Consider the following 20,926-nt stretch of genomic DNA (forward strand, 5'->3'; position numbering starts at 1 on the left):
AACGTAGTGCCGTACGCCGATGCCAAAGGCGATACGTTGACCGTGTTGCATAACAAGGCCGGCAGCCTGGGCGTTTCGGTTGGCTTTAATACTCAGACACTGCCCGTGTTTTCCCTATGGAAAAACACGGATACCCAAGGCCAGGGTTATGTGACGGGGCTGGAACCGGGGACAAGTTTTTCCTACAACCGCCGTTATCAGCGGCCACTGAACCTGGTACCGACAATCGGACCGAAGGAACACAAGCAGTTCCGCATCCGCTACAGCTTGTTGGCGGATAAGGCGGCTGTAGATAAGGCCTTGAAGCAGGTGAGCGAGATTCAGGGTGGACGGGAGACTGAGGTGCGACAGACGCCATTGGTTGATCTGACCAAGGGGTGACATCGGCCAAATGTCCGCGTCTGATCCCGTCGGCCAGCTCAAGATCCGCCGGCGTGCGCGCGATCTTGAGCCGTCGATGGGCTGATCGCAACGACAGGGACTATCCGCTCCTAGCCTAAAGCAGCCAATCCCCAACGGCTGCTTTCAATCAGAAAAAATTACCTCTCAAAAGCGATCCAGGTTGTAGGCCTGGATCGCCGGCAGCCCGCCAACCCGATTACCAGCATCTGGCATCACCATCCCCCCAACCATCTCCGCAGTCACCGCCCCCTGCGTCAGCCCCAAATGCTGATGCCCAAACGCCAATAGCACCTTCCCCTCACAAACCCGATCAATCACCGGCAATGAATCCGGCAGCGAAGGCCGGAACCCCATCCACGTCGTAGCCCCGTCCACATTCAAATCCCTGCGAAACAACCCCTTGCTCAACCGATGCAACTGCCACGCTCGTTCCATGCTCGGCGGCCGCTCCAGCCCTGCAAATTCCACCGTCCCGGCCAGCCGCAACCCTTCAGTCATCGGCGTCATGATGAATTTGCGTTCCAGCGAGGTAACGGGGAAGGGCAGGCGGTCGTGTTCGTGGGGCAGCATCAGGTGATAGCCGCGTTCGGTGTCGAGCGGGACTTTTTTGCCGGTCAGTGCGGCGGTGAGTCTGGCCGAGTGGGCGCCGCAGGCGATGAGTACCTGAGAGGCCGTCAACCCACCGTTATCGGTGACGAGGGAAGCGCCGTGCTCGCGAACGACGCCGTCGCGAACCGCTTGTTTGACGAATTTCACGCCGGCAGCTTTTGCGGCGTTGACCAGTTCGCAAACCACAAGGTAGGGGTCGATAAAGTGCCCGGTGCTTGGGAAGAACAATCCGCCCTGAATCTGCTCGCTCAGTTGCGGCGCAGTCTCGCGTATCGTCCCGACCTGCCAATAATCCACCGCTACTCCCTGCTGTCGCATCCGGGCCTGCAAGGCGTCGATGGCTTGGCGGGATTCTGATCGTTCGAACACCAACAACGACCCCTCCACCTTGAGCAAATCCGCTCGCCCGATATCGTCGAGCAACCGGCGCCACGCATCGAGGCTGGCCTCATTCAGCACCCGCAATCCAGCCACCGTGCGCTGAAACGGCGCCGGGCGCAGGTTCAGCAGTAGCCGGGTGAACCACGGCAATGCGCGGGGCATGTATTTCCAGTCCAGGCGCAGTGGTCCCATCGGGTCCATGAGCATGGCGGGCAGGCGCTTGAGGATGGAAGTATCGGCGATCGGGAAGACTTGTTCGGTGGCCAGGTGTCCGGCGTTGCCGAAGGACGCGCCGTGGCCGGGTTCCTGTGGGTCGAGGACGATCACGCGTTTGCCCTGGCGCGCGAGGCGCAGGGCGCTGGCGACACCGATGATGCCGGCGCCGATGACCGCGATGTCGGCGTCGTGTTGGGAGGCGTTCTGGCTCATGCCTGGGTTTCCCGTTGGCCGTCGAGCAGGCGGCGAAGCTGTAAAGGGTTGTCGTGTTTCAGCGCGGCGGGCAGCAGGCTGTCGGGGAAGTCCTGGTAGCAGACCGGGCGCAGGAAACGCAGGATGGCAGCAGTGCCGACCGAAGTGCTGCGCGCATCCGAGGTGGCCGGGAACGGGCCGCCGTGAACCATGGCGTCGCAGACTTCGACGCCGGTGGGCCAGCCGTTGACCAACAGGCGTCCAGCCTTGCGCTCAAGGGTTGGCAACAGTGTGCGGGCCTGTTCCAGGTCAGCGTCATCCAGGTGCAGGGTGGCGGTCAACTGGCCTTCGAGGTGTTCGGTGACCTGACGGATTTCATCGTCGCTGGCGCATTGCACGACCAATGAAGCGGCGCCGAAGGCTTCGGCTTGCAGGGTGTGATCGGCGAGGAAGTCGCTCGCGTTGGTCATGAACAGATGGGCCTGACATTGATTCGGGCCGGTGCCGATCTGGCCGGCAGCCACAACCTGCGCCCGGGCGTTCTCGGCCAGTAAACTCACGCCTGCCTCATAGGCATTGAAGATTCCTGGCGTGAGCATGGTTTGCGCCGAGCAATCCTTGATGAGCCTGGCAGCGGCGGCCACGAAGCTGTCCAACGCCGGCCCTTGTTGGGCAATCACCAGCCCGGGATTGGTGCAGAACTGACCCGCCCCTAACGTCAGCGACGCGACAAACCCTTGGGCCAATGCCTCCGCGCGATTCTGCAATGCTGCCGGAAACAGCAACACCGGGTTGATCGAACTCATTTCCGCGTACACCGGAATCGGCTCGGGCCGTGCCTGCGCCGCTTGGCACAGCGCCAGACCACCACTGCGCGAACCGGTGAAACCCACGGCTTTGATACGCGGATCGGTGACCAGCGCAATCCCGACTTCGCGTCCCGAACCGTATAGCAGCGAGAACACACCTTCCGGCAAACCACAGGCCTTGACCGCCCGCGTCACCGCGCGCCCGACCAGTTCACTGGTGCCAGGGTGCGCGCCATGCGCCTTGACGATCACCGGGCAGCCAGCCGCCAGTGCCGAAGCGGTATCGCCGCCTGCCACCGAGAACGCCAGCGGAAAATTGCTCGCCCCGAACACTGCCACCGGCCCCAGCGGAATCTGCCGTTGACGCAGATCCGAACGCGGCATCGGCTGGCGTTGCGGTTGCGCCGGATCAACCCGCACATCCAGCCACTCGCCGGCACGCACGGTGCGGGCAAACATCCGCAGTTGCTGGCAGGTGCGCCCGCGCTCACCCGACAAGCGGGCGCGAGGCAGGCCGGTTTCGGCCATGGCGCGGTCTATCAACTCATCGCCGACGGCTTCGATTTCGTTGGCGATGGTTTCCAGAAACGCCGCCCGCGCACTCAGTGGTGTTTCGCGATAACCATCCAGCGCCGCCCAGGCCAGCGCGCAAGCCTGCTCGACATGTTCGGCCGACCCGCCGGCGTAGGCCGGTTCCAGCGCGGCATGGGTGGCCGGGTTGATCCCGTGAATGGCTTCACGGTTGCCCGCGAGGGTTTGCTGTCCGATCAGCATGTGGCCCGTCAGTGTCATGGTGTGTTCCTGATAAAAAGTGGCGGTCGCCCTGCATGGGCGCAGGGCGCGGCAGGCAAGAAAAAAAGATGCGAGGCACACAGCCCCGCATCGCAGGATCAGGCGAAGTTCTGTTCTGCCGACCAGTTCTCGTACCAGTGGCGGAACAGCGAATACTGCACCTCTGCATACCGCCGCTGGGAGTCACTCAGCGCGTCGGTTTCGTTGAAGTGCAGGGTGTATTCCTTGTCACCGTTGAGCACCATCAGGTGTTTGTAATACAGCACCAGATCGGTGCCTTCGTCGAACGACGACAGCACCGCCAGCGCCGATTCCAGCTCCCGTGCCTGGCGACGGGCCTTGGCATCACCCTTGGCCGCTTGCTTGCTCAGGGCCACCAGTTGCAGCACTTCGCGGGGCAGGGCGTTGCCGATGCCGGTGATGGCGCCGGTGGCGTTGCAGTTGACGAAACCGTGGACCACCTGGGTGTCGACGCCGACCATCAGGGTCACGTCTTCATCCTTGGAGGTGATGTTTTCGGCGGCGTAGCGCAGGTCGGCGCCACCGCCGAATTCCTTGAAGCCGATCAGGTTCGGGTACTCGCGGCGCAGTTCGAAGAACAGGTCGGCGCGGGTGGCGAAGCCGTAATAAGGGCTGTTGTAGATCACCGCCGGCAGCTTCGGCGCGGCTTGCAGAATCGCGGCGAAGTGAGCTTTCTGCGCAGCCGGCGAAGCACCACGGGACAGCACGCGCGGGATGACCATCAGGCCTTGGGCGCCGACTTTCGCCGCGTGAGCCGCGTGGGCCACCGCTTCGCGAGTGTTCACGGCACCAGTGCCGACGATGGTCGGAATGCCGGCGGCCACCAGCCGCGCCACGCCTTCCTGGCGCTCGGCTTCGGTGAGCAGCGGCCAGTCACCCATGGAGCCGCAGTAGACGACCGCACTCATGCCGATGTCGATCAGCTCGCGACCCTTGGCCACCAGGGCGTCGAAGTCCGGTTTGCGCTGGGCGGTGCACGGGGTCATCAGGGCAGGCATGCAGCCGGTGAAGATGTTGTCGCTCATTGTTCTAGCTCCTTGGAACGTTCAGTCGGATTGGGTGGAAAAGCAGCGCGGCGGCTCAGATGCCCCACGCGAACGGATCGGTTTCGTCGATCAGCAAGGTGCTGTCGGCGGTCATGTAGGCGCGGCCGGTGATGTACGGGCGAATGCGATCGCCTTCCCATTCGAAGCGGCCTTCGAACTGGCTGGCGGTGATGCTCGCCTGCACCCAGCGCTCGCCCGGTTGCAGCTTGTCGTCGGCAGCGAGGCAGGCGAGTTTGGCGCTGGTGCCGGTGCCGCACGGCGAGCGGTCATAGGCCTTGCCGGGGCACATGACGAAGTTGCGGCTGTCAGCCTTGGCGTCGTCGGCGAACAGTTCGATGTGGTCGATGACGGCATCGTCCTCGCCGAAAATGCCCTGGTCTTCGAGGGCCTTGAGCATCGCCCAAGTGTAGGCGGTGAGGTGCTCGACGTTGTCCATCGTCAGCGTCTGCCCGTGCTCGGACACCAGGAAAAACCAGTTGCCGCCGTAAGCGATGTCGCCGAACACTCGGCCATATCCCGGCACATCCACCGGCACCTGCTTGCGATGGCGGTAGGCGGGCACGTTGCCCAGGGTCACCGCGCCATCGTCATGCAGGGTGGCGCTGACCTGGCCGACCGGCGTGTCGATTTTGTGTATGCCCGGTTCGATCAAACCCAGATGCTGCAACGAGGCGATCAGGCCGATGGTGCCGTGGCCGCACATGCCCAGGTAACCGGCGTTGTTGAAGAAGATCACCCCGCAGGTGGCGTCCGTCGACACCGGCTCGCAATACAGCGCGCCGACCAGTACATCGTTGCCGCGCGGCTCCAGCAGGCAGGCGCGGCGCCATTGGTCGTGCTGGGTGCGCAAGGCATCGCGCTTCTCGGCCATGCTGCTGCCGGACAGATCGGGGAATCCCTTCATCACCAGGCGCGTGGGTTCGCCGCCGGTGTGCGAATCAATGACGTGTACTCGTTTCATGGACGTGTCCCGTTGCAAGGTTTCAGTAGGCGCCGGCAGGACGCGGGTTGGCGGTGGTGCCAGTGGATTGGGCAGCGACTTCGCTTTCATCCGCGTCGTCGTCCAGACGCAGCAGGTGGGCCGGTACGCCGGTGGCGGCGCCCCAGTAGTAGATGCCGGTGGCGAAAGCCGCGACGACCAGCGTGTCGAATGGGTGGGTGAGGATGCCCAGGCCGCCGAAGGTGCCGAGTTTCGACAGGACGATGGTCACCGCGTAGAACGCGATCAACCACGCCGAGGAACGCACTTGCTGGCCAAGATTCAGGTGCGCGGTCGGCACGAAACGGCCGCACAGCAGGTACACGACGAACATCAGGATTTGCAGGCCGAGCAGCCAGGACACGGTGCTCCAGCCCGACCAATAGACGATCAGCGCAGCGATGATGAACGACACCGGCCCGAGCAGGCCCATGGCCTTGACCCGGAACGGGCGTGGCATGTTCGGCGCGTTGCGGCGCAGGGCGGCGACGGACACCGGCGCCACCGCGTAGCTCAATACCAGCGCGGCGGAAACCACGTTGATCAACGCTTCCCAGGACGGGAACGGCAGAGTCCAGAACACCGACAGGGCGAAGGTCAGCCACAGCGCCGGGCGCGGGATCCCGGACTTTTCATCGATGCGGGTGAAGACCTTGAAGAAGGTGCCGGTCTGCGCCCAACCGTAGATCACGCGCGGCGTGGCGTTCATGTAGATGTTGCCGCAGCCGCTGGGCGAGATCACCGCGTCGGCGACCACCAGATACGCCAGCCAGCCCACACCGAGCGCCAGGGCGATGTCGCGGTACGGCAGGGCGAACTCCTTGTTGATACTGGCCCAGCCGTTGGCGAGCATTTCCGTCGGGATGCCGCCAAGGAACGCGGTTTGCAGCAGCACATAGATCGCAGTCGACAGCAGCACCGAGAGGATCAGCGCAATCGGGATGGTGCGCTGCGGGTTCTTCACTTCACTGGCCACTGAAATGATCGGGGTCAGGCCGAGGTAGGCGAAGATCACGCCGCCGGCAGACACCGCCATTTCGATGCCGGACAGGCCGAATGGGGCGAAACCCTGAACCTGGAAGTTTTCCGGTTTGAAGAAGGTGAACAGCACGCCGATCACCAGCAGCGGCACGATGAACTTGAACACGCTGACCAGGTTGTTGGCTTTGGCGAAGGTCTTCACGCTGCGGTAGTTGAGCAGGAAGAACACACAGAGCAGGCCGAACTGCACCAGCCAGCCCAGCGCCGTCGGGTCGCCGCTGCCAGCCTGGGTCAGGCCGGGGAACCACGCCGCCGCGTATTGCCGCGAAGCGACCACTTCGATGGCGACCAGACTGGAGAACGCGATCAGGGTGATGAAGCCCATCAGGTAACCGAGCAACGGCCCGTGGGAGTAGACCGGGTAACGCACCACACCGCCGGCCCGGGGCAGTGCCGCCCCTAACTCGCAGTAAACGATGCCCAGCAACAACACGGCGAAACCGCCCAGCAGCCAGGAAAAAATCCCCGCCGGCCCGGCGATGGCGGACACGTGGCTGGCCGCGAACAGCCAACCCGAACCGAAGATCGCGCCGAGTCCGATAAACGTAAGGTCTATCAATGAAAGTTGTTTCTTGAACTTGCCTTGGCCTGACATGGCATCGCCTTCTTGTGAGTTATTGGATAGGCAGTAGGTGTCAATCGACGGTCCAGACTTTGAACTCAACGGCAGCGGCGCGATTGATGTTTTGCGGTCGGATCGATGACGAAATCGGCACAGTTGCGCAGATAAAACGCGGCCCTCGACAGGCTCCCGTCGTTGCTGCAATCTGCACGCGAACGCCCCGGCGCGGGGACCTGGCCGAACTATCAGCAGGGGACAACTCCACGATGCACGACGCGTTTTCGATCCTGTGCCAAGGCAGTGAAGCCAATCGTCCGCAGACCCTCGAAGGGTTGTTGGCCGGCGTTGCGCCGCTGTTGCCGCTGCTGGACGTGATCCCGAATGCGGCGATTTTCATCAAGGATGTCCAGGCGCGTTACGTCATGGCCAACAGCACCCTGGTGCAGCGTTGCGGTTTGAAGGACCTGCGCCCGCTGCTTGGCAAGACCAGCGCGCAGGTGTTCCCGGCGCAACTGGGACCGGGCTACACCGAGCAGGATCGGCGGGTGCTGGAGGAGGGGTTTGTGCTGGAGGATCAGCTCGAACTGCACCTGTACGGCAGTCGCGAACCGGGCTGGTGCCTGACCCACAAACGGCCGCTGTACAACCGCGACGGCGAGATCATCGGCCTGGCCGGGATTTCCGTAGACCTGCAATCGGCCAGCGAAACCCACCCGGCGTTTCAGCGTCTGGCCGCTGTCGACGAACACATCCGCCGCCATTTCAACCGCCGGGTCACCCTTGGCGAACTGACCCGCATCGCCGGGATTTCCGTGGCGCAACTGGAGCGTTACTGCAAACGGGTCTTCCACCTGACCCCGCGGCAGATGATCCAGAAAGTGCGTCTGGAACACGCCCATCGCCTGCTGCATACCGACCTGCCGATCACTGAAGTCGCATTGCAATGCGGCTACACCGATCACAGCGCCTTCACCCGCCAGTTCAAGGCATCGACCGGGTTTACCCCACGGCAGTATCGACAGGCGACGGAACAGTGATCGCGACTAGACTGTGAGAGGTCATAGCCCCCTTGTGTCAGGTGAAACGAGATGAGCGGAATAGCCTCGCGTTGCTGCTTTCTGAGCCTGATCGCATGCAGCCTGATCCTCAGTTCCGGCTGTTCAAACAAAAAACACTATCCGCCATCAGGCGTCGGCGACAGTTGTTACGCCAAAGCGCTGCCGACGGTGGGCGAAGGCGGTCTGGCCTGGGGTTCCAGCCTGAACATGGCACGCAAGAAATCGATGGATAACTGCATGCGCTACGCCGGGCGTTCGGGCGGGACACCAAATACCTGTCAGGTGGTTTTGGCGAAGTGCAGGTAGCCGTTCATCGACGACGAGATTGACATGGTTGCCTTAGGCAAATATATAGTTGCTTTAAGCAATCAATTGAGTACCCGTCATGTCCACCCCTGAGCTCGTCGAACAAGCTGACCTCATCCGCAGCTTCAACCGTTTCTACACCCACCAGATTGGCGTGTTGCAGGAGCATCTGCTGCAAAGCGATTACTCGCTGACGGAGATCCGCGTGCTTTATGAGCTGGGCGCGCGCGGCGATCTGACCAGCGCCGACCTGCGGCAGATGCTCAGCCTGGACGCCGGCTACATGAGCCGGATCGTCAGCGGATTCGAACGCAAAGGCTTGATCCAGAAGGTGCGCTCGGAAACCGACGGTCGAGCCGCGCTGCTGCACCTCACTCCCCTTGGGCGTGCCATTCTGGCGCCGCTGGAGAAAACCACGCGCGAGCAGATCGTCGCCATGCTTGAACGCCTGTCCGAACCGCAGCAACAGCAACTGATCGAGGCCATGGCGCTGATCCAGAAACTGCTGAGCGGCAACCGAGATTCAACCTGGGTCCTGCGCGATCCCCAGGCCGGAGACATGGGCACCGTGGTGCAGCAACAGTCGGCGCTCTACACCCGTGAGTACGGCTGGAACTGGGAATTCGAAGCACTGGTGGCGGAAATCGTCGCCAAGTACCTGCGCGAGTTCGACCCCGCTTCCGAGCGCTGCTGGATCGCCGAAAAGGACGGCAAGGTGATCGGTTCGGTGTTCATCGTCAGGCACGACGAAACCACCGCCCAGTTGCGCATGCTCTACGTGGATGCCAGCGCCCGAGGGCTGGGCATCGGCAATCGTCTGGTCGAAGAGTGCCTGCGCTTTGCCCGTCAGGTCGGCTACAAGAAGATGATGCTGTGGACCACGAGCATCCTCACCGATGCTCGCAAGCTCTACCAGAAGGCCGGGTTTGAATTGATCGACGAGGAGTCGATCCACAGTTTTGGCAAGGATCTGGTCAGCCAGACCTGGGCGCGCGAGTTGTGAGGGGCGGCGGGTTTGACCGCGCAAATACTCAATCCGCCGTCACACGATATCGTCAATCAGAATATGCCGATGCCCACGACTGCATCGCTCGATCCGCGCCTCGACCTTGTACACCTTGCGCAGCATCGATTCGGTGATGACTTCATGGCTCGGGCCGCTGCCTTGTGTGGTGCCATCGGCAATGACCAGCACCTGATCGGCGAAGCGCAGGGCCTGGTTCAGATCGTGGATGGCGATGAATACGATCACCTCGCGCTTGCGCGCCAGGGTGCTCATGAAGTTCAGCACCTGCACCTGGCGGTGCATGTCCAGCGCGCTGGTGGGTTCGTCCATCAGCAGGATTTCCGGTTCGCGCACCAGGGTCTGGGCGATCGACACCAGTTGCTGTTGGCCGCCGCTCAGTTCGCCGAGGTTGCGAAAGGACAGTCCGGTGATGCCCAGGGCATCGAGGATGTCGTCCACCAGTTTCAGTTCATCGTCATGAACCGACCAGCCCGGCGTCAGTTGCTTGCGCGCCAGCAGCACCGACTCGTAGACCGTCAGGCGGGCGCTGGCGTTCAGGCCCTGGGGCATGTAGCTGATGCCCTGAGTGCCTTTTTTCGAGTCTTGCAGAATGACTTGCCCCGGCCCGTCGATCAGTCCGGCCATGCGTTTGAACAGCGTCGATTTGCCTGCCGCGTTGGGTCCGACCACGGCCACTACCTGACCGCCGCTGAAGGTCGCGGTGCTGACACCGGCAATGATCTCGCGCTGGCCGTAGCGGGCGCCGAGGTTGTCGAGCTGGATCTTCACCATGAGTTTTTCTTCCCGTTGAGAATCAGAGAAATGAAGAACGGCACGCCGATCAGGGACGTGACCACGCCGATGGGAAAAATCGCCCCGGGGATCAGGGTTTTGCTGACCACCGAGCTGGCGGACAGGATCAGCGAACCGGTCAGCAGCGAGGCCGGCAGGAAGAAACGCTGATCTTCGCCGATCAGCATCCGGGCAATGTGCGGCCCGACCAGCCCGATGAAACCGATGGTGCCGACGAACGCCACCGGGAACGAGGCGAGCAGGCTGACCATGATCAGCGTCTGAAAGCGCAGACTGCGCACGTTGATGCCGAAGCTGGCGGCCTTGTCGTCGCCCAGGCGCAGGGCGGTCAGTGCCCAGGCGCGTTTGGCGAAGATCGGCAGGGTGATCAGGATCACCACGCAGATCACTCCGAGTTTCGGCCAGGTGGCTTTGGTCAGGCTGCCCATGGTCCAGAACACCACGGCGGCCACAGCCTGTTCGGTGGCGAAAAACTGCACCAGCGCCAACAGCGCATTGAAGGTGAACACCAGGGCAATGCCGAGCAGCACGATGGTTTCGGCGGTGACTCCGCGCCGCATGCTCATGAAGTGGATCAGCAGCGCCGAGAGCATCGCCATGACGAATGCATTGAGCGGCACCATGTATTGCGCCGCCAGCGGAAACAGCGCCACACCGAAGGCCAGGCCCAAGGCGGCACCGAACCCCGCCGCAGCGGAAATGCCCAGGGTGAAGGGGCTGGCGAGGGGGTTGTTGAGGATGGTCTGCATCTGCGCTCCAGCCAGCGACAATGCCGCGCCCACCGCGACCGCCATCAGGGCCACGGGCAGCCGGATATCCCACATCACCACCCGCACTTGCGGCGAGGCGCTGTCAGGTGAAAACAGCGCGCCGAGGACTTCGCCGAGGCTGTAACTGGCAGGTCCCAGGGCCAGGTCGAGCAGCACGCTGAACGCCAGCAACACCGCCAGTCCAGCGAGGATCAGGCGCTTGCGCAGCACCAGCCGCCGGTAGGTTTCGCTCTGCGCGATCTGCGCTTCGCCCAGCGAACTCATGGCTTCACCTCGGGTTTTTGCAGGCTGACGAAATAGCCCGGCTCGTACGGCACCGGCAGGAAGCGCTCGTGCATCTCGCGGAACGCAGCATCGGGATCAAGGTCGGCGAACAGTTCCGGGTGGAACCACTTGGCGAACTGTTGAATCGCCACGAACTGGTAAGGGCTGTTGTAGAACTGATGCCAGATCGCGTGAAACGCCTGCGTGTCCTGGGCCTTGATGCCGGCATAGGCCGGACGGTGGGTGTACCACTGGAGTTTGCGGCGGGCTTCGGCGAGGTTCGCGCCCGGGCCGACACCGACCCAATGACCACCGGGCGCAAAGGCTTCCCAGTCGGCGCTGGTGACCACGACGTGGTCGGGATTGGCGACGATCACCTGTTCCGGGTTCAACTGGCCGAACGTGCTGGGGATGATGCGTCGGGCGATGTTGTTGCCGCCGGCCATGTCGACGAACAGGCCGAAGTTCTCGTTGCCGAAACTCAGGCAGCAATCATCGGTGTAGCCGCCGATGCGCTCGATAAACACGTTGGGCCGGGCAGGGTGTTTCGCCTCGATCACGTCAGTGACCCGACGGATCTGCCGGTTGCGAAAATCGATGAACGCTTCGGCACGTTCTTCCTTGCCGAACAGTTTGCCGAACAGGCGCATGGTCGGCTCGGTGTTTTGCATGGGGTTGTTGCGAAAGTCGACGTACACCACCGGGATGCCGAGGGCGTCGAGTTTTTCGATGTAGCGCGCATCCTCGGTGGCGTGCTGCGCTTCGATGTTGAGGATGATCACGTCGGGCTTCTGCGAAATCGCCTGCTCGATGTCGAAAGTGCCGCTCTCGAATCCACCGAAGGTGGGGATCTTCGCGATATCGGGGAATTTTCGCAGGTAGGCGTTGTAGGTGTCCGGGTCCGACTGGATCAGATCCTTGCGCCAGCCGACGATGCGTTCGATCGGATTCTCGGTATCCAGCGCCGCGACCAGATACAACTGGCGACCTTCACCGAGAATCACCCGTCTGACCGGCAGGTGAACCTTGACCGTGCGGCCTTGCAGGTCGGTGACGCTGGCCAGCGCCGGATCCGGCTCGGCAGCCTCGACACGATCCGGCGTCAGGGCGGACAGCGACAAGCCCAGCAGGCCGGCGAACAGCAGCGCGGTGAAGGTCTGACGGCGGCGAAAAACGTTAACCATGGTGTATGCCTTTACAAAAGCCGGGCCGGGCAACGACGACAGCCGTCGCACCGGAACGGACGTTTCAGAAGTCGACGGTGGCGGAGAGCAGCAGAGTGCGGGGTGAGCCTTGGGAAAACGCCCCGTAGGAGGCGACGCCCGACCAATATTCACGGTCGAGCACGTTCTGTACGGTGGCGCGGAAAGTGGTCGGGCGTTCGGCGATTCGGGTGGCGTAGCGCGCCCCGACGTCGAAGCGGGTCCAGGCGTTCAGTTTCTGTGTGTTGGCCTGGTTCACGTACTGGCTGCCGGTGTAGATGGCGCCGCTGGTCAGCGTCAGGTCTTCGATACTTGGCGTGTCCCACTCGGCCCAAAGGTTGGCCTGCACCTCGGGAACGCCGACCGGCCGGTTGCCGCGATTGGCCGCCACGCTGCTGCGGGTCAACTCGCCATCGAGCAGGGTCACACCGCCAAGCAAACGTGTACCCGGTGCGACTTCCCCGGCCATGTTCCATTCCACGCCACGGTTGCGTTGCTCGCCCTTGACCGAAAACACGCCCGAGGCCAGTTCACCGCTGGGCTTCTCGATCTGGAACAGGGCCAGGGTCGACATGAAGCTGCCGTAGTCGACCTTGGCGCCGATTTCCTGCTGCCGGGAAACATACGGCGAAAAGATCTCCCCGGCATTGGACGCGGCGGACGGCGCCACGTCGCCCTTGCTCAGGCCTTCGACGTAGTTGTAGTAGAACGAAACGTGATCCCAGGGCTTGGCGACCACGCCGAACAACGGCGTGGATTTGCTTTTGTCGTAGGCCGTGGTGACGATGCCGGCCGCGTTGTAGTTGTGCGACTTGATGTTCTGCTGGCGCATGCCGACGGTGACCTGCAAGCGCTCGTCGAGTACCGACAGGGTGTCGGCGAGGGCTACGCCGGACAGTTCGCTTTCCGAGACTTTCGGTGTATCCGGTTTGGCAATCGCCGGTTTCGGTCGATCGGTCGGGTGGTAAATGTTCGACAGGATGGCCGGGGCGGACAGAATGCCTCTGGACAACTCGTCACGATAACGGGTGACTTGAAGTGCGGTGCTGTGGCTGATCGGGCCGGTGTCGAAACGCAGGCGCGCACCGGCGTCGACGGTGTAGCGCTGGACTTCGAACTTGTAATAGCCGGGGATCGACGAGGTGTCGCCTGCTTCGTTGATGATGGTCGGCGTCTGGTCGGACATGCGCGCGACATCCGATTTGCCGCCACCGGCGTGGGCGAACAGCGTCAGGTTATCGCTCAGGTCGTACTCGCCACCGAGCAGCGCCGATTTGTCACGGGTTTCCGACCAGCCCCATTCCTGGCTGACGCTGGTGCGTCCGTTGGCCGCCGAAGGGATCTGCACGCCGGTGGCGATCAGGAAGGGGCGGGAGGCGGCGTCGAAGGTTTCTTTCTGGTTGATCAGGTCGAGGCTGGTGCGCAGACGCTCGCCCTGATAGTCGAGGGAAATCGCGCCGATGCCGACCTCCCGGGACTGGTTTTCGATAGCCGTGTCGCCCTGTTGCACGCTGCCGTTGATCCGCACCCCGAAGCGTCGTTCCTCGCCAAAGCGGCGGCTGACGTCGAGGTGGCTGCCGAACTGCGAATTCAAGGCATAACTGGCGGTGACCCGGGTCAGGTCTTCATCCAGCGAACGCTTGGGCACCACGTTGATCACCCCGCCGACGCCGCTGTTGGGCGACATGCCGTAGAGCAGGGCGGCGGGGCCTTTGACCAGTTCGATGCGCTCGGCGTATTCGGTGAATACCCGGTAGTTGGAAGCCACGCCGTACACGCCGTCGAACGCCAGTTCACCGAGATTGCCTTCACCGACCGGAAAGCCACGGATGAAGAACGAGTCGACAATCCCCCCGGTCTGGCCAGTGGAGCGCACCGAAGAGTCACGTTCCAGCAGGTCGCCCACGGTCACGGCCTGTTGATCCTTGATCAGTGTCGAGGTGTAGTTGCTGACACTGAACGGCACGTCCATCACGTCGCGGTTGCCGAGAATGCCGAGACGCCCGCCACGGGCCACCTGACCGCCCGGATACACCGGCGGCAGGCTGCCGCTGCGCTTGTCGATGCCATCGACCTGGGTTTCGTCCAGGGTGACCCTGCGCACCACCAGCGTGTAGGTGCCATCGCTGCGCGCGACCATTTCCAGGCCACTGCCGGCCAGCAGGCGGGTGACCGCTTCCAGGGTCGAGTACGAGCCGGAGAGCCCGGGGCTGACCAGACCTTCGGTGATCGACGGCTGGAACGACAAGGCAATGCCGGCACTCAAGGCGAAGCTCGATATCGTCACCCCGAGTGGTCCGGGAGGGATCTGGTAGCCACGCACGCTGACGCTGTCCAGTTGCACCGGCACCGCCGCCACGGCGAACGAGCCCACGGCCAGGCTCACGGCGACGCTGAGCAACACACGGCGAACAACGGGCTTGAGCGGGCGATCCGGACACAGGGGCCGTACAACGAGCATGAATGGGTGACCCTATGGACGAGGTGGAATGGTTGTTCCTTTCATTGCCAGCCGAGATCGAAAAAAGTATCACCGCTGCGGTGATTTTTTTTCAGGCCGCCGAAAGCGTGACCCAGTAACCGCTCAAATGCCCGGTGACGAGCACGGGATAGGTCTGCACCAGCATGTTCAACGAGCGTTGGGTGTCGCTGATGGGAAAGGCTCCGGAAATACGCAGATCGGCAATCGCCGGATCGCAACGCACGAAGCCCCGGCGATAGCGCGCCAGTTCGCTGACGAAGTCCGCCAGACGCATCTTGTCGGCCATCAGCATGCCTCGGGTCCAGGCGCCGACATTGCTGTCGGTCGGGTTCAACTGGCCAAAGGCCTGGGCGGAAAAGTCCGTGCGCTGGCCGGCGTTGACGATGATCGGTGCGGTCTGGCGACCGTCAGCCAATTCAACCTGTACGGCACCTTCGAGGACCGCAAGCTGGGTGCGTGGCTCCAGTTCGCGAACGGTGAACCGCGTGCCGAGGGCCTGCATCCGGCCTTCGCGGGTGCTGACCAGAAACGGCCGGGGCTGCGCCGATGAGTCCGGCGCGGTCTGCACCAGAATCTCCCCTGCGCGCAGGTTGATCAGGCGCTGCCGGGTGTCGAACAGTACGTCGATGGCGCTATCGGTATTGAGGGTAATGCGCGAGCCGTCGGCCAGGGTCAGTTCCCGGCGTTGGCCGACGGCGGTGTGGTAGTCGGCAGACCATTGCTGCGATTGCGCCAGTTTCCAGGTGCCCCAGCCGGTGGGCACCGCCGCCAGCAGCAAGGCCAGTTTGCCGAGGGCCGCGCGGCGTTCCGGGTTGCTCGGGCGATCCAGCGTCGACATCGCCAGCGCAGGCGGCAAGCCGCCGAACTTGCTTTGCAGCAACTGTGCCCGGGACCACGCGCGACTGCGCTCGGGGCTGCTGACTTTCCAGCATTCCCACTCCGCGCGTTCGGTATCGGTGAGATCGTGTTCGCTCAGACGCATCAGCCAGTCGGCAGCTTCTTCGAGGATGCTCGGATCGAGCGGCGGTTCAGCGCGACGGGTGAGCATTCATTCCACCAGCATCAGGCACTGTACGAACGCCTGCTTCATGTAGCGTTTGACGGTGATCAGCGAGACGTCCAGTTGCTCGGCGATGTCCTGGTATTTCAGCCCGCCGATCTGCGACAGCAGGAACGCGCGCTTGACCAGCGGCGGCAGCGTGTCGAGCATCGCGTCGATTTCGTGCAGGGTTTCCAGGACCACGAAACGCAGCTCCGGCGACGGTACTTCCGGCGCCGGCAGGTGCGCGAGGGCATCGAGGTAGGCACGTTCCAGTGCCTTGCGCTGATACCAGTTGACGAGAATGCCCTTGGCCACGCAACTCAGGTAGGCCCGGGGCTGCTCGATGGCGGTGACCTGGGAGGCGAGGATCCGGGTGAAGGTGTCCTGGGCCAGATCCGCCGCATCCATGGCGTTACCCAGTTTTTTCTTCAGCGTGGCGTACAGCCAGCCATGATGGCCGCTGTACAGCGCTTCGATCACACGCAGATGATTGTCGTTGTTCGCGGAAAGGGATTCGCTCATGGCTGCAGTTTTTTGCAATTGAGAAGTATTCCCAATGCTAGATTACAAAGAGCCTGCGACGCAAGCGCGATTCGGTGTGCGTTTTCAGGCGTCGGCCATTCCCGCCAGCGCTTGCACCATGGCCTCTATTTCGGCCTCGGTGTTGTAGGCGTGGAGCGAGGCGCGGCTGACTTCCGTGAGGTCGCGTTGCTGCATGTCGAGCATCGTTGAGCGGTACGTCGAGGTGGTGACGTTGATGCGTTTTTCCTGGCTGGCGAGCCATTGCTGCACCTGCGTGGCGCTGGCGTCCCTGCAGGTGAAGGTGACGATGCCTGACTTGATGCTTCCCGCATCCCGGGTAGTGACGCCCGGCACCTCGGCCAGGCGATTGCGCAAATGTTCCGCCAGGCGCTGGATTCGCTGCCACATCGACTCGATGTCTTGCGCCATGGCGTAGTCGGCCGCCGCGCCCATCCCCAGTTTCGCCGCCACGTTGCACTCCCAGTTTTCGAAGCGTCGGGCGTCGCCGCGAATGCTGAAGGTGTCGGGTGTCAGCAATGCCGCCGAATGCAGATCGAGAAACGCCGGCTGCAGGCTTTCGCACAACGACTTCTCAACGTAGAGAAACCCCATGCCCCGAGGGCCGCGAAGGTATTTGCGACTGGTGGCGGCGAGCATGTGACAGCCGATCCTGGCCACATCGATCGGCATCTGCCCGACGCCCTGACAGGCATCGAGCAAGAACAGCACCCCGGCGGCACGGGCGAGGGCGCCGATCTGCTCGATCGGCTGCACCGGGCCGCCGTTGGTGGCGATCACCGGCAGCGACACCAGCGCCACCCGGTCATCGTCGAGCATGCCCCGCAGTGCCGTCAGCGACACCTGGCCGTGCTCGTCGTTGGGAATGACCTTGATCTCGATGCCGCGCTGCTGCTTGAGTTGCAGATAGGGAATGAAGTTGCCGGCGTATTCGGTGGTCGACGTCAGCACCACATCGCCGGCGCGTAGCGGCAACGAGTAGAACGCCATGTCCCAGGCGCGGGTTGCGTTTTCGATCACTGCGATTTCTTCGGGGCGCGCGTTGATCATGCGCCCGATGGAGCTGTAGACATTCTCCAGCGCCTGCGCCTGTTGCGTGGCGGCTTCATAACCGCCGATCCGCGCTTCGAGTTGAAGGTGACCGGTCATCACCTCGATCACCGGGTCGGGCATCAGCGCCGCGCCGGCATTGTTGAAGTGAATCAGTTGCTCGACGGCCGGTGTGTCGGCGCGCAGTTGTGCAAGGTTCAAAAGCAGGCTCCTTGATCAGTCCCCAGGCGGGATCTGGCTCGGTTGCATGACCATCGGCCGGTAACGCAACGCGACGATGGGAATCAATGCGACGACGTACGCCAGGCAAACAAACAGGTAGGTGTATTGCAAACCATAGACCTGGCTGAGCAATCCGCCCGCCGAGATGCCGGCGATGGAGGCAAATTGCGCGGTGCTCTGGGCGATACCCAGCACGTAACCCTGGCGCGAGCTGTCGGCGGTCTTGGAGATCAGGGCCATCAGCACCGGCGTGGTCGCCCCGAGCAAGACGCCCCAGATGAAGTAGGCGATGACGAACACGATCGGATTGCGGGTGACCCCGGCCAACGCGGTCAGGGCGATGCAGCCGGCAACCACATAGGTCATGCGTTGCAGGGTGTCCTGCTGGTTACGGTGTTCGAAGTAGCGTGACCACGCGGTGGCCGACAGAATGAAGCCCAGCGCGAGCAAGCCGTAGCACAAGCCGACCACCGAGTTGCTGACATCGAACACTGAGCTGACATACAGCGAGAACGACGTCTGCGGCAGCATCCGCGCCAGCAACAGAATGCCCATCACCCCCAGCAGAGAGAGCAGGGGCGTGCCTTGCCAGACACTGCCGGTGTGGCTGACCGGCGTCGCCTTGTCGGCCACGGGCGCCTTTTTCACCGGAGGCACATCCGGCAAGGTCACCGCCGCCACGAGGGTGCAGATCGCGCACAGCACGGCGGCGATCATGTTGATCCAGAAGAAGGTCGCGTAATCGAGAATCAGACCGCCAACCACCGCGCCGAGCAGTGAGCCGACGTTGGTGGAAATCTGCAGGATCGCAAACAGCCGCGCCCGCCGCGAAGGCGCTTCGATACTCACGCCATACGCCTGGGCCGGGGCGATGTAGCCGGCGAACGCGCCTTGCAGGAAACGCAGGATCAGGATCACCCAGATGTCACTGCAAAGGGCCAGCCCAAGCTGGGTCAACGACAGACCGGCGAGGGCGCGGATCATCATCAACTTATGGCCGTAGCGGTCGCCGATACGGCCCCAGAATGCACTGGTCAGAATAATGCCCAGCATCGGCCCGACGTAAACGGCGATGCTGGCGAAGCTGAAAAGCGAGTCCGAAGACGTCAGCCTACGCAGGTGGACGGGCCAGAACGGCCCGCTCATTTCCATTGCGCCCATCGAGATGAGCTGGATGGCGAACAGAAGATAAATCAGGATTCTGACGCGCGAACCCTCGATGACACCGGCGTGGGACATGACTCTGCCTCGGTTATTGAACGACGTTGAGCGGGTTGGTCAGGGTGTGCTGAATCCGATAGTTGGTGTACTGCATCAAGTGCATGCGCAACAACGAACGGGTCGGCCACGGATCCTCAACGAACGCCTTGCGCTCGACTTCCCACAACTGCGGATCGACACGCCCGCGCACCGCCGCGAAGGCCAGCTCGGTTTCTTCACGCAGGATGTCCCACATCCGATGGCTCTGCAGTGCGTATTCTTTGGTCAGCCACAGGGCCATTTCATGCAGGTGCGTGAGGAACGCCGCGTCCAGCACGAACATGCGCACCGGCTCGATATCCCCGGTGAACACCGTCGGCAGAATACCCGGCTGCACATGCGGTTGCAGGCTGTAACCGCGCTCTTCCAGCAACGGCGCGTAGGTCCGGCCATCGCCGAAGTCGCGGATCAGCAGACTACGTGCTTTGCCGTCGGGAGAAAACAGCACCATGGTGTTTTGCTGGTGCGCCTCAAGTCCGATGCCGTACATCAGATAGATCGCCACCACCGGATGGGTAACCACTTTGGCGTACTGGCGGAACCAGGTTTCAACCTGTGCGGCACTGGCGCGAGCGCCATCGCGTTCGATCAGTTCGGTGAACAGCGGTCGGCCATTGCCGGGCAGGCGCGTGAACAGCGAAGCCACGGTAATCGGCAGGCATTCGTCATCACGCTCGAACGCTTGCTGGCTGGCGCGGAACACCACCGACAGGTGCCGGCCCGGCGCATCGTCCTGGGTGATCGCGTTGCGGTAGCGCACGCCGATTTCCTCGGGGAAGATTTCCAGCCGCTGTTCGAAACCGTCCTCGGTCTTGAGGATTTTTTCGATGACCGTGCTGATACGCGGCCCCATGTGAATCGACTTGGCCTGCAGGCTGCGCAACTCGCTGGTCATCCACACGGCGATCGGCAATTTGATCAGCGGCGCGGCCTCGTCCAGCACCGGCATCATGGTGCGGTAGGACATGGTCGGCAGGGTCTGGATGTCCGGCCCGTCGGTGATCAGGATCCCGTCTGCGATTTCCGCCGCGAAATGCTTGAGCACATAGGCCTGCAAATGCCAGGCGTGAATCGGCAGCGGCAGCCACTGGGACTCGTCCAGGCCCTTGCTGTTGAGCGAGGCCTTCCATTGTTCCCATTGCGTCGGGAAGTGGCTGGCGAACCAGGTCCGGTAATCGGTGACGTGGGGCATGCTTTCGCTTTTCGCCATGTCGGCGCGCAGGGCGGCAATGCGCAGCGGCACCTGGGCGTTGAACTCCGGCGACAGTTGCTCGACTTCGGCATCGCTCAGGCCCGGACGGGACTTCCATGTTGGGTAGTAAGGATGGCCCTCCAGCGAGCCCCACTGATCGAGGAGGATGGCGGCGTCCTTGGTGCTGGCGGTGCGGCGCAGGTAGTCGGTCAGGCTGTCGAGGCCCTGATCTTTCGCGGCGGCGGCCAGTCGCGCGTTCCATTGCTGACGATACTGACGGGCATGCGCGTCGTTCATCAGACTGTTTTCCATGTCCGACTTGAGGCCGGCCACGCCGTCATCGGTCGGCTCGAAGTCGAAGCTGTCGCGCAGCACATCCAGCAAGTCCTGATGACTGTGAATCACCTGGCGGACGCCTTCGTCAGTCACCAGCACCACGTCGCCGTCATTCACCAGGGTGTCCGCCGGGTTCATGGCGATGTTGGAGAAAAACACATGGGAGCGCGCGTTTTTCAGCGGGTAGGTGGCCTGGGTTCCGCTGGCGGAGAAAACCAGCGCCGAGCGATCCAGAATGTTTTCCGCAAACAGGCAACGCACGAGGCGGCGCATGGCGTTCTTGCGGGAGTAGGCGATCAGTGTCTTGAAGTCATCCATATCAGCTGTCTGCTC

The 20,926-nt window shown here is 62.8% G+C and carries 18 protein-coding genes and 1 pseudogene; 4 read left to right on the forward strand and 15 right to left on the reverse strand.

The window, feature by feature from the left end; genetic code table 11:
• On the forward strand, positions 1-381 hold a 381-nt coding region (locus N8H74_RS03655; RefSeq protein ID WP_262146248.1), incomplete at its 5' end, for an aldose 1-epimerase family protein.
• A gap of 1 nt (position 382) precedes the next feature.
• Here N8H74_RS03655 and N8H74_RS29325 read toward each other — a convergent pair.
• From N8H74_RS29325 to N8H74_RS03685, 6 genes and pseudogenes are all read right to left on the reverse strand, one after another.
• A pseudogene (locus N8H74_RS29325) lies at positions 383-481 on the reverse strand (hypothetical protein); the annotation flags it as partial.
• Between the two features lie 65 nt (positions 482-546).
• The gene (locus tag N8H74_RS03665; RefSeq protein ID WP_262146249.1) at positions 547-1,821 is read right to left on the reverse strand and encodes an FAD-dependent oxidoreductase; all 1,275 of its coding nucleotides are present in this window, start codon (positions 1,819-1,821) and stop codon (positions 547-549) included.
• The gene (locus N8H74_RS03670) at positions 1,818-3,401 is read right to left on the reverse strand and encodes an aldehyde dehydrogenase (NADP(+)) (protein ID WP_262146250.1); all 1,584 of its coding nucleotides are present in this window, start codon (positions 3,399-3,401) and stop codon (positions 1,818-1,820) included. The genes N8H74_RS03665 and N8H74_RS03670 overlap by 4 nt, the downstream gene beginning before the upstream one ends.
• 98 nt (positions 3,402-3,499) lie before the next feature.
• Entirely contained in the window at positions 3,500-4,447 is a 948-nt protein-coding gene (locus N8H74_RS03675; RefSeq protein WP_262146251.1) for a dihydrodipicolinate synthase family protein, read from the reverse strand.
• 55 nt (positions 4,448-4,502) lie between these two features.
• Positions 4,503-5,429 (reverse strand): 4-hydroxyproline epimerase, encoded by a 927-nt coding sequence (locus N8H74_RS03680; protein ID WP_262146258.1) that lies wholly within the window; start codon positions 5,427-5,429, stop codon positions 4,503-4,505.
• Positions 5,430-5,451: 22 nt separating this feature from the next.
• Positions 5,452-7,083 (reverse strand): APC family permease, encoded by a 1,632-nt coding sequence (locus tag N8H74_RS03685; protein ID WP_262146259.1) that lies wholly within the window; start codon positions 7,081-7,083, stop codon positions 5,452-5,454.
• A gap of 233 nt (positions 7,084-7,316) precedes the next feature.
• On the opposite strand from N8H74_RS03685, the gene N8H74_RS03690 reads away from it, so the two are divergent.
• From N8H74_RS03690 to N8H74_RS03700, 3 genes are all read left to right on the forward strand, one after another.
• Entirely contained in the window at positions 7,317-8,087 is a 771-nt protein-coding gene (locus N8H74_RS03690; RefSeq protein ID WP_262146260.1) for an AraC family transcriptional regulator, read from the forward strand.
• Positions 8,088-8,138: 51 nt separating this feature from the next.
• Entirely contained in the window at positions 8,139-8,414 is a 276-nt protein-coding gene (locus tag N8H74_RS03695; protein WP_262146261.1) for a hypothetical protein, read from the forward strand.
• Positions 8,415-8,493: 79 nt separating this feature from the next.
• Positions 8,494-9,417 (forward strand): bifunctional helix-turn-helix transcriptional regulator/GNAT family N-acetyltransferase, encoded by a 924-nt coding sequence (locus N8H74_RS03700; protein ID WP_262146262.1) that lies wholly within the window; start codon positions 8,494-8,496, stop codon positions 9,415-9,417.
• 39 nt (positions 9,418-9,456) lie between these two features.
• Here N8H74_RS03700 and N8H74_RS03705 read toward each other — a convergent pair whose 3' ends face one another.
• The 9 genes from N8H74_RS03705 to N8H74_RS03745 form a co-directional block, all read right to left on the reverse strand.
• Positions 9,457-10,212: an ABC transporter ATP-binding protein gene (locus N8H74_RS03705; RefSeq protein ID WP_217833360.1), complete on the reverse strand. Its 756-nt coding sequence runs from the start codon at positions 10,210-10,212 to the stop codon at positions 9,457-9,459.
• Entirely contained in the window at positions 10,206-11,267 is a 1,062-nt protein-coding gene (locus N8H74_RS03710; protein ID WP_217833359.1) for an iron ABC transporter permease, read from the reverse strand. The genes N8H74_RS03705 and N8H74_RS03710 overlap by 7 nt, the downstream gene beginning before the upstream one ends.
• Entirely contained in the window at positions 11,264-12,451 is a 1,188-nt protein-coding gene (locus N8H74_RS03715) for an ABC transporter substrate-binding protein (protein ID WP_262146263.1), read from the reverse strand. Before N8H74_RS03715 ends, N8H74_RS03710 begins: the two co-directional genes overlap by 4 nt.
• A 64-nt stretch (positions 12,452-12,515) precedes the next feature.
• Positions 12,516-14,930, reverse strand: coding sequence for a TonB-dependent receptor (locus tag N8H74_RS03720; protein WP_262146264.1), 2,415 nt, complete (start codon positions 14,928-14,930; stop codon positions 12,516-12,518).
• A gap of 91 nt (positions 14,931-15,021) precedes the next feature.
• Positions 15,022-15,999 (reverse strand): FecR domain-containing protein, encoded by a 978-nt coding sequence (locus tag N8H74_RS03725; RefSeq protein ID WP_217833356.1) that lies wholly within the window; start codon positions 15,997-15,999, stop codon positions 15,022-15,024.
• Complete coding sequence (locus N8H74_RS03730; protein WP_217833355.1) at positions 16,000-16,515, reverse strand: sigma-70 family RNA polymerase sigma factor; 516 nt, start codon at positions 16,513-16,515, stop codon at positions 16,000-16,002. It lies immediately after the preceding gene.
• 84 nt (positions 16,516-16,599) lie between these two features.
• On the reverse strand, positions 16,600-17,784 hold the full coding sequence (locus tag N8H74_RS03735) for an aminotransferase class V-fold PLP-dependent enzyme (protein ID WP_262146265.1): 1,185 nt from the start codon (positions 17,782-17,784) through the stop codon (positions 16,600-16,602).
• Between the two features lie 15 nt (positions 17,785-17,799).
• Entirely contained in the window at positions 17,800-19,044 is a 1,245-nt protein-coding gene (locus N8H74_RS03740) for an MFS transporter (RefSeq protein ID WP_262146266.1), read from the reverse strand.
• Between the two features lie 13 nt (positions 19,045-19,057).
• Complete coding sequence (locus tag N8H74_RS03745; RefSeq protein ID WP_262146268.1) at positions 19,058-20,911, reverse strand: IucA/IucC family protein; 1,854 nt, start codon at positions 20,909-20,911, stop codon at positions 19,058-19,060.
• Positions 20,912-20,926 lie beyond the last annotated feature (15 nt).

Source organism: Pseudomonas sp. B2M1-30, from assembly GCF_025447575.1.
GTDB lineage: Bacteria > Pseudomonadota > Gammaproteobacteria > Pseudomonadales > Pseudomonadaceae > Aquipseudomonas > Aquipseudomonas botevensis.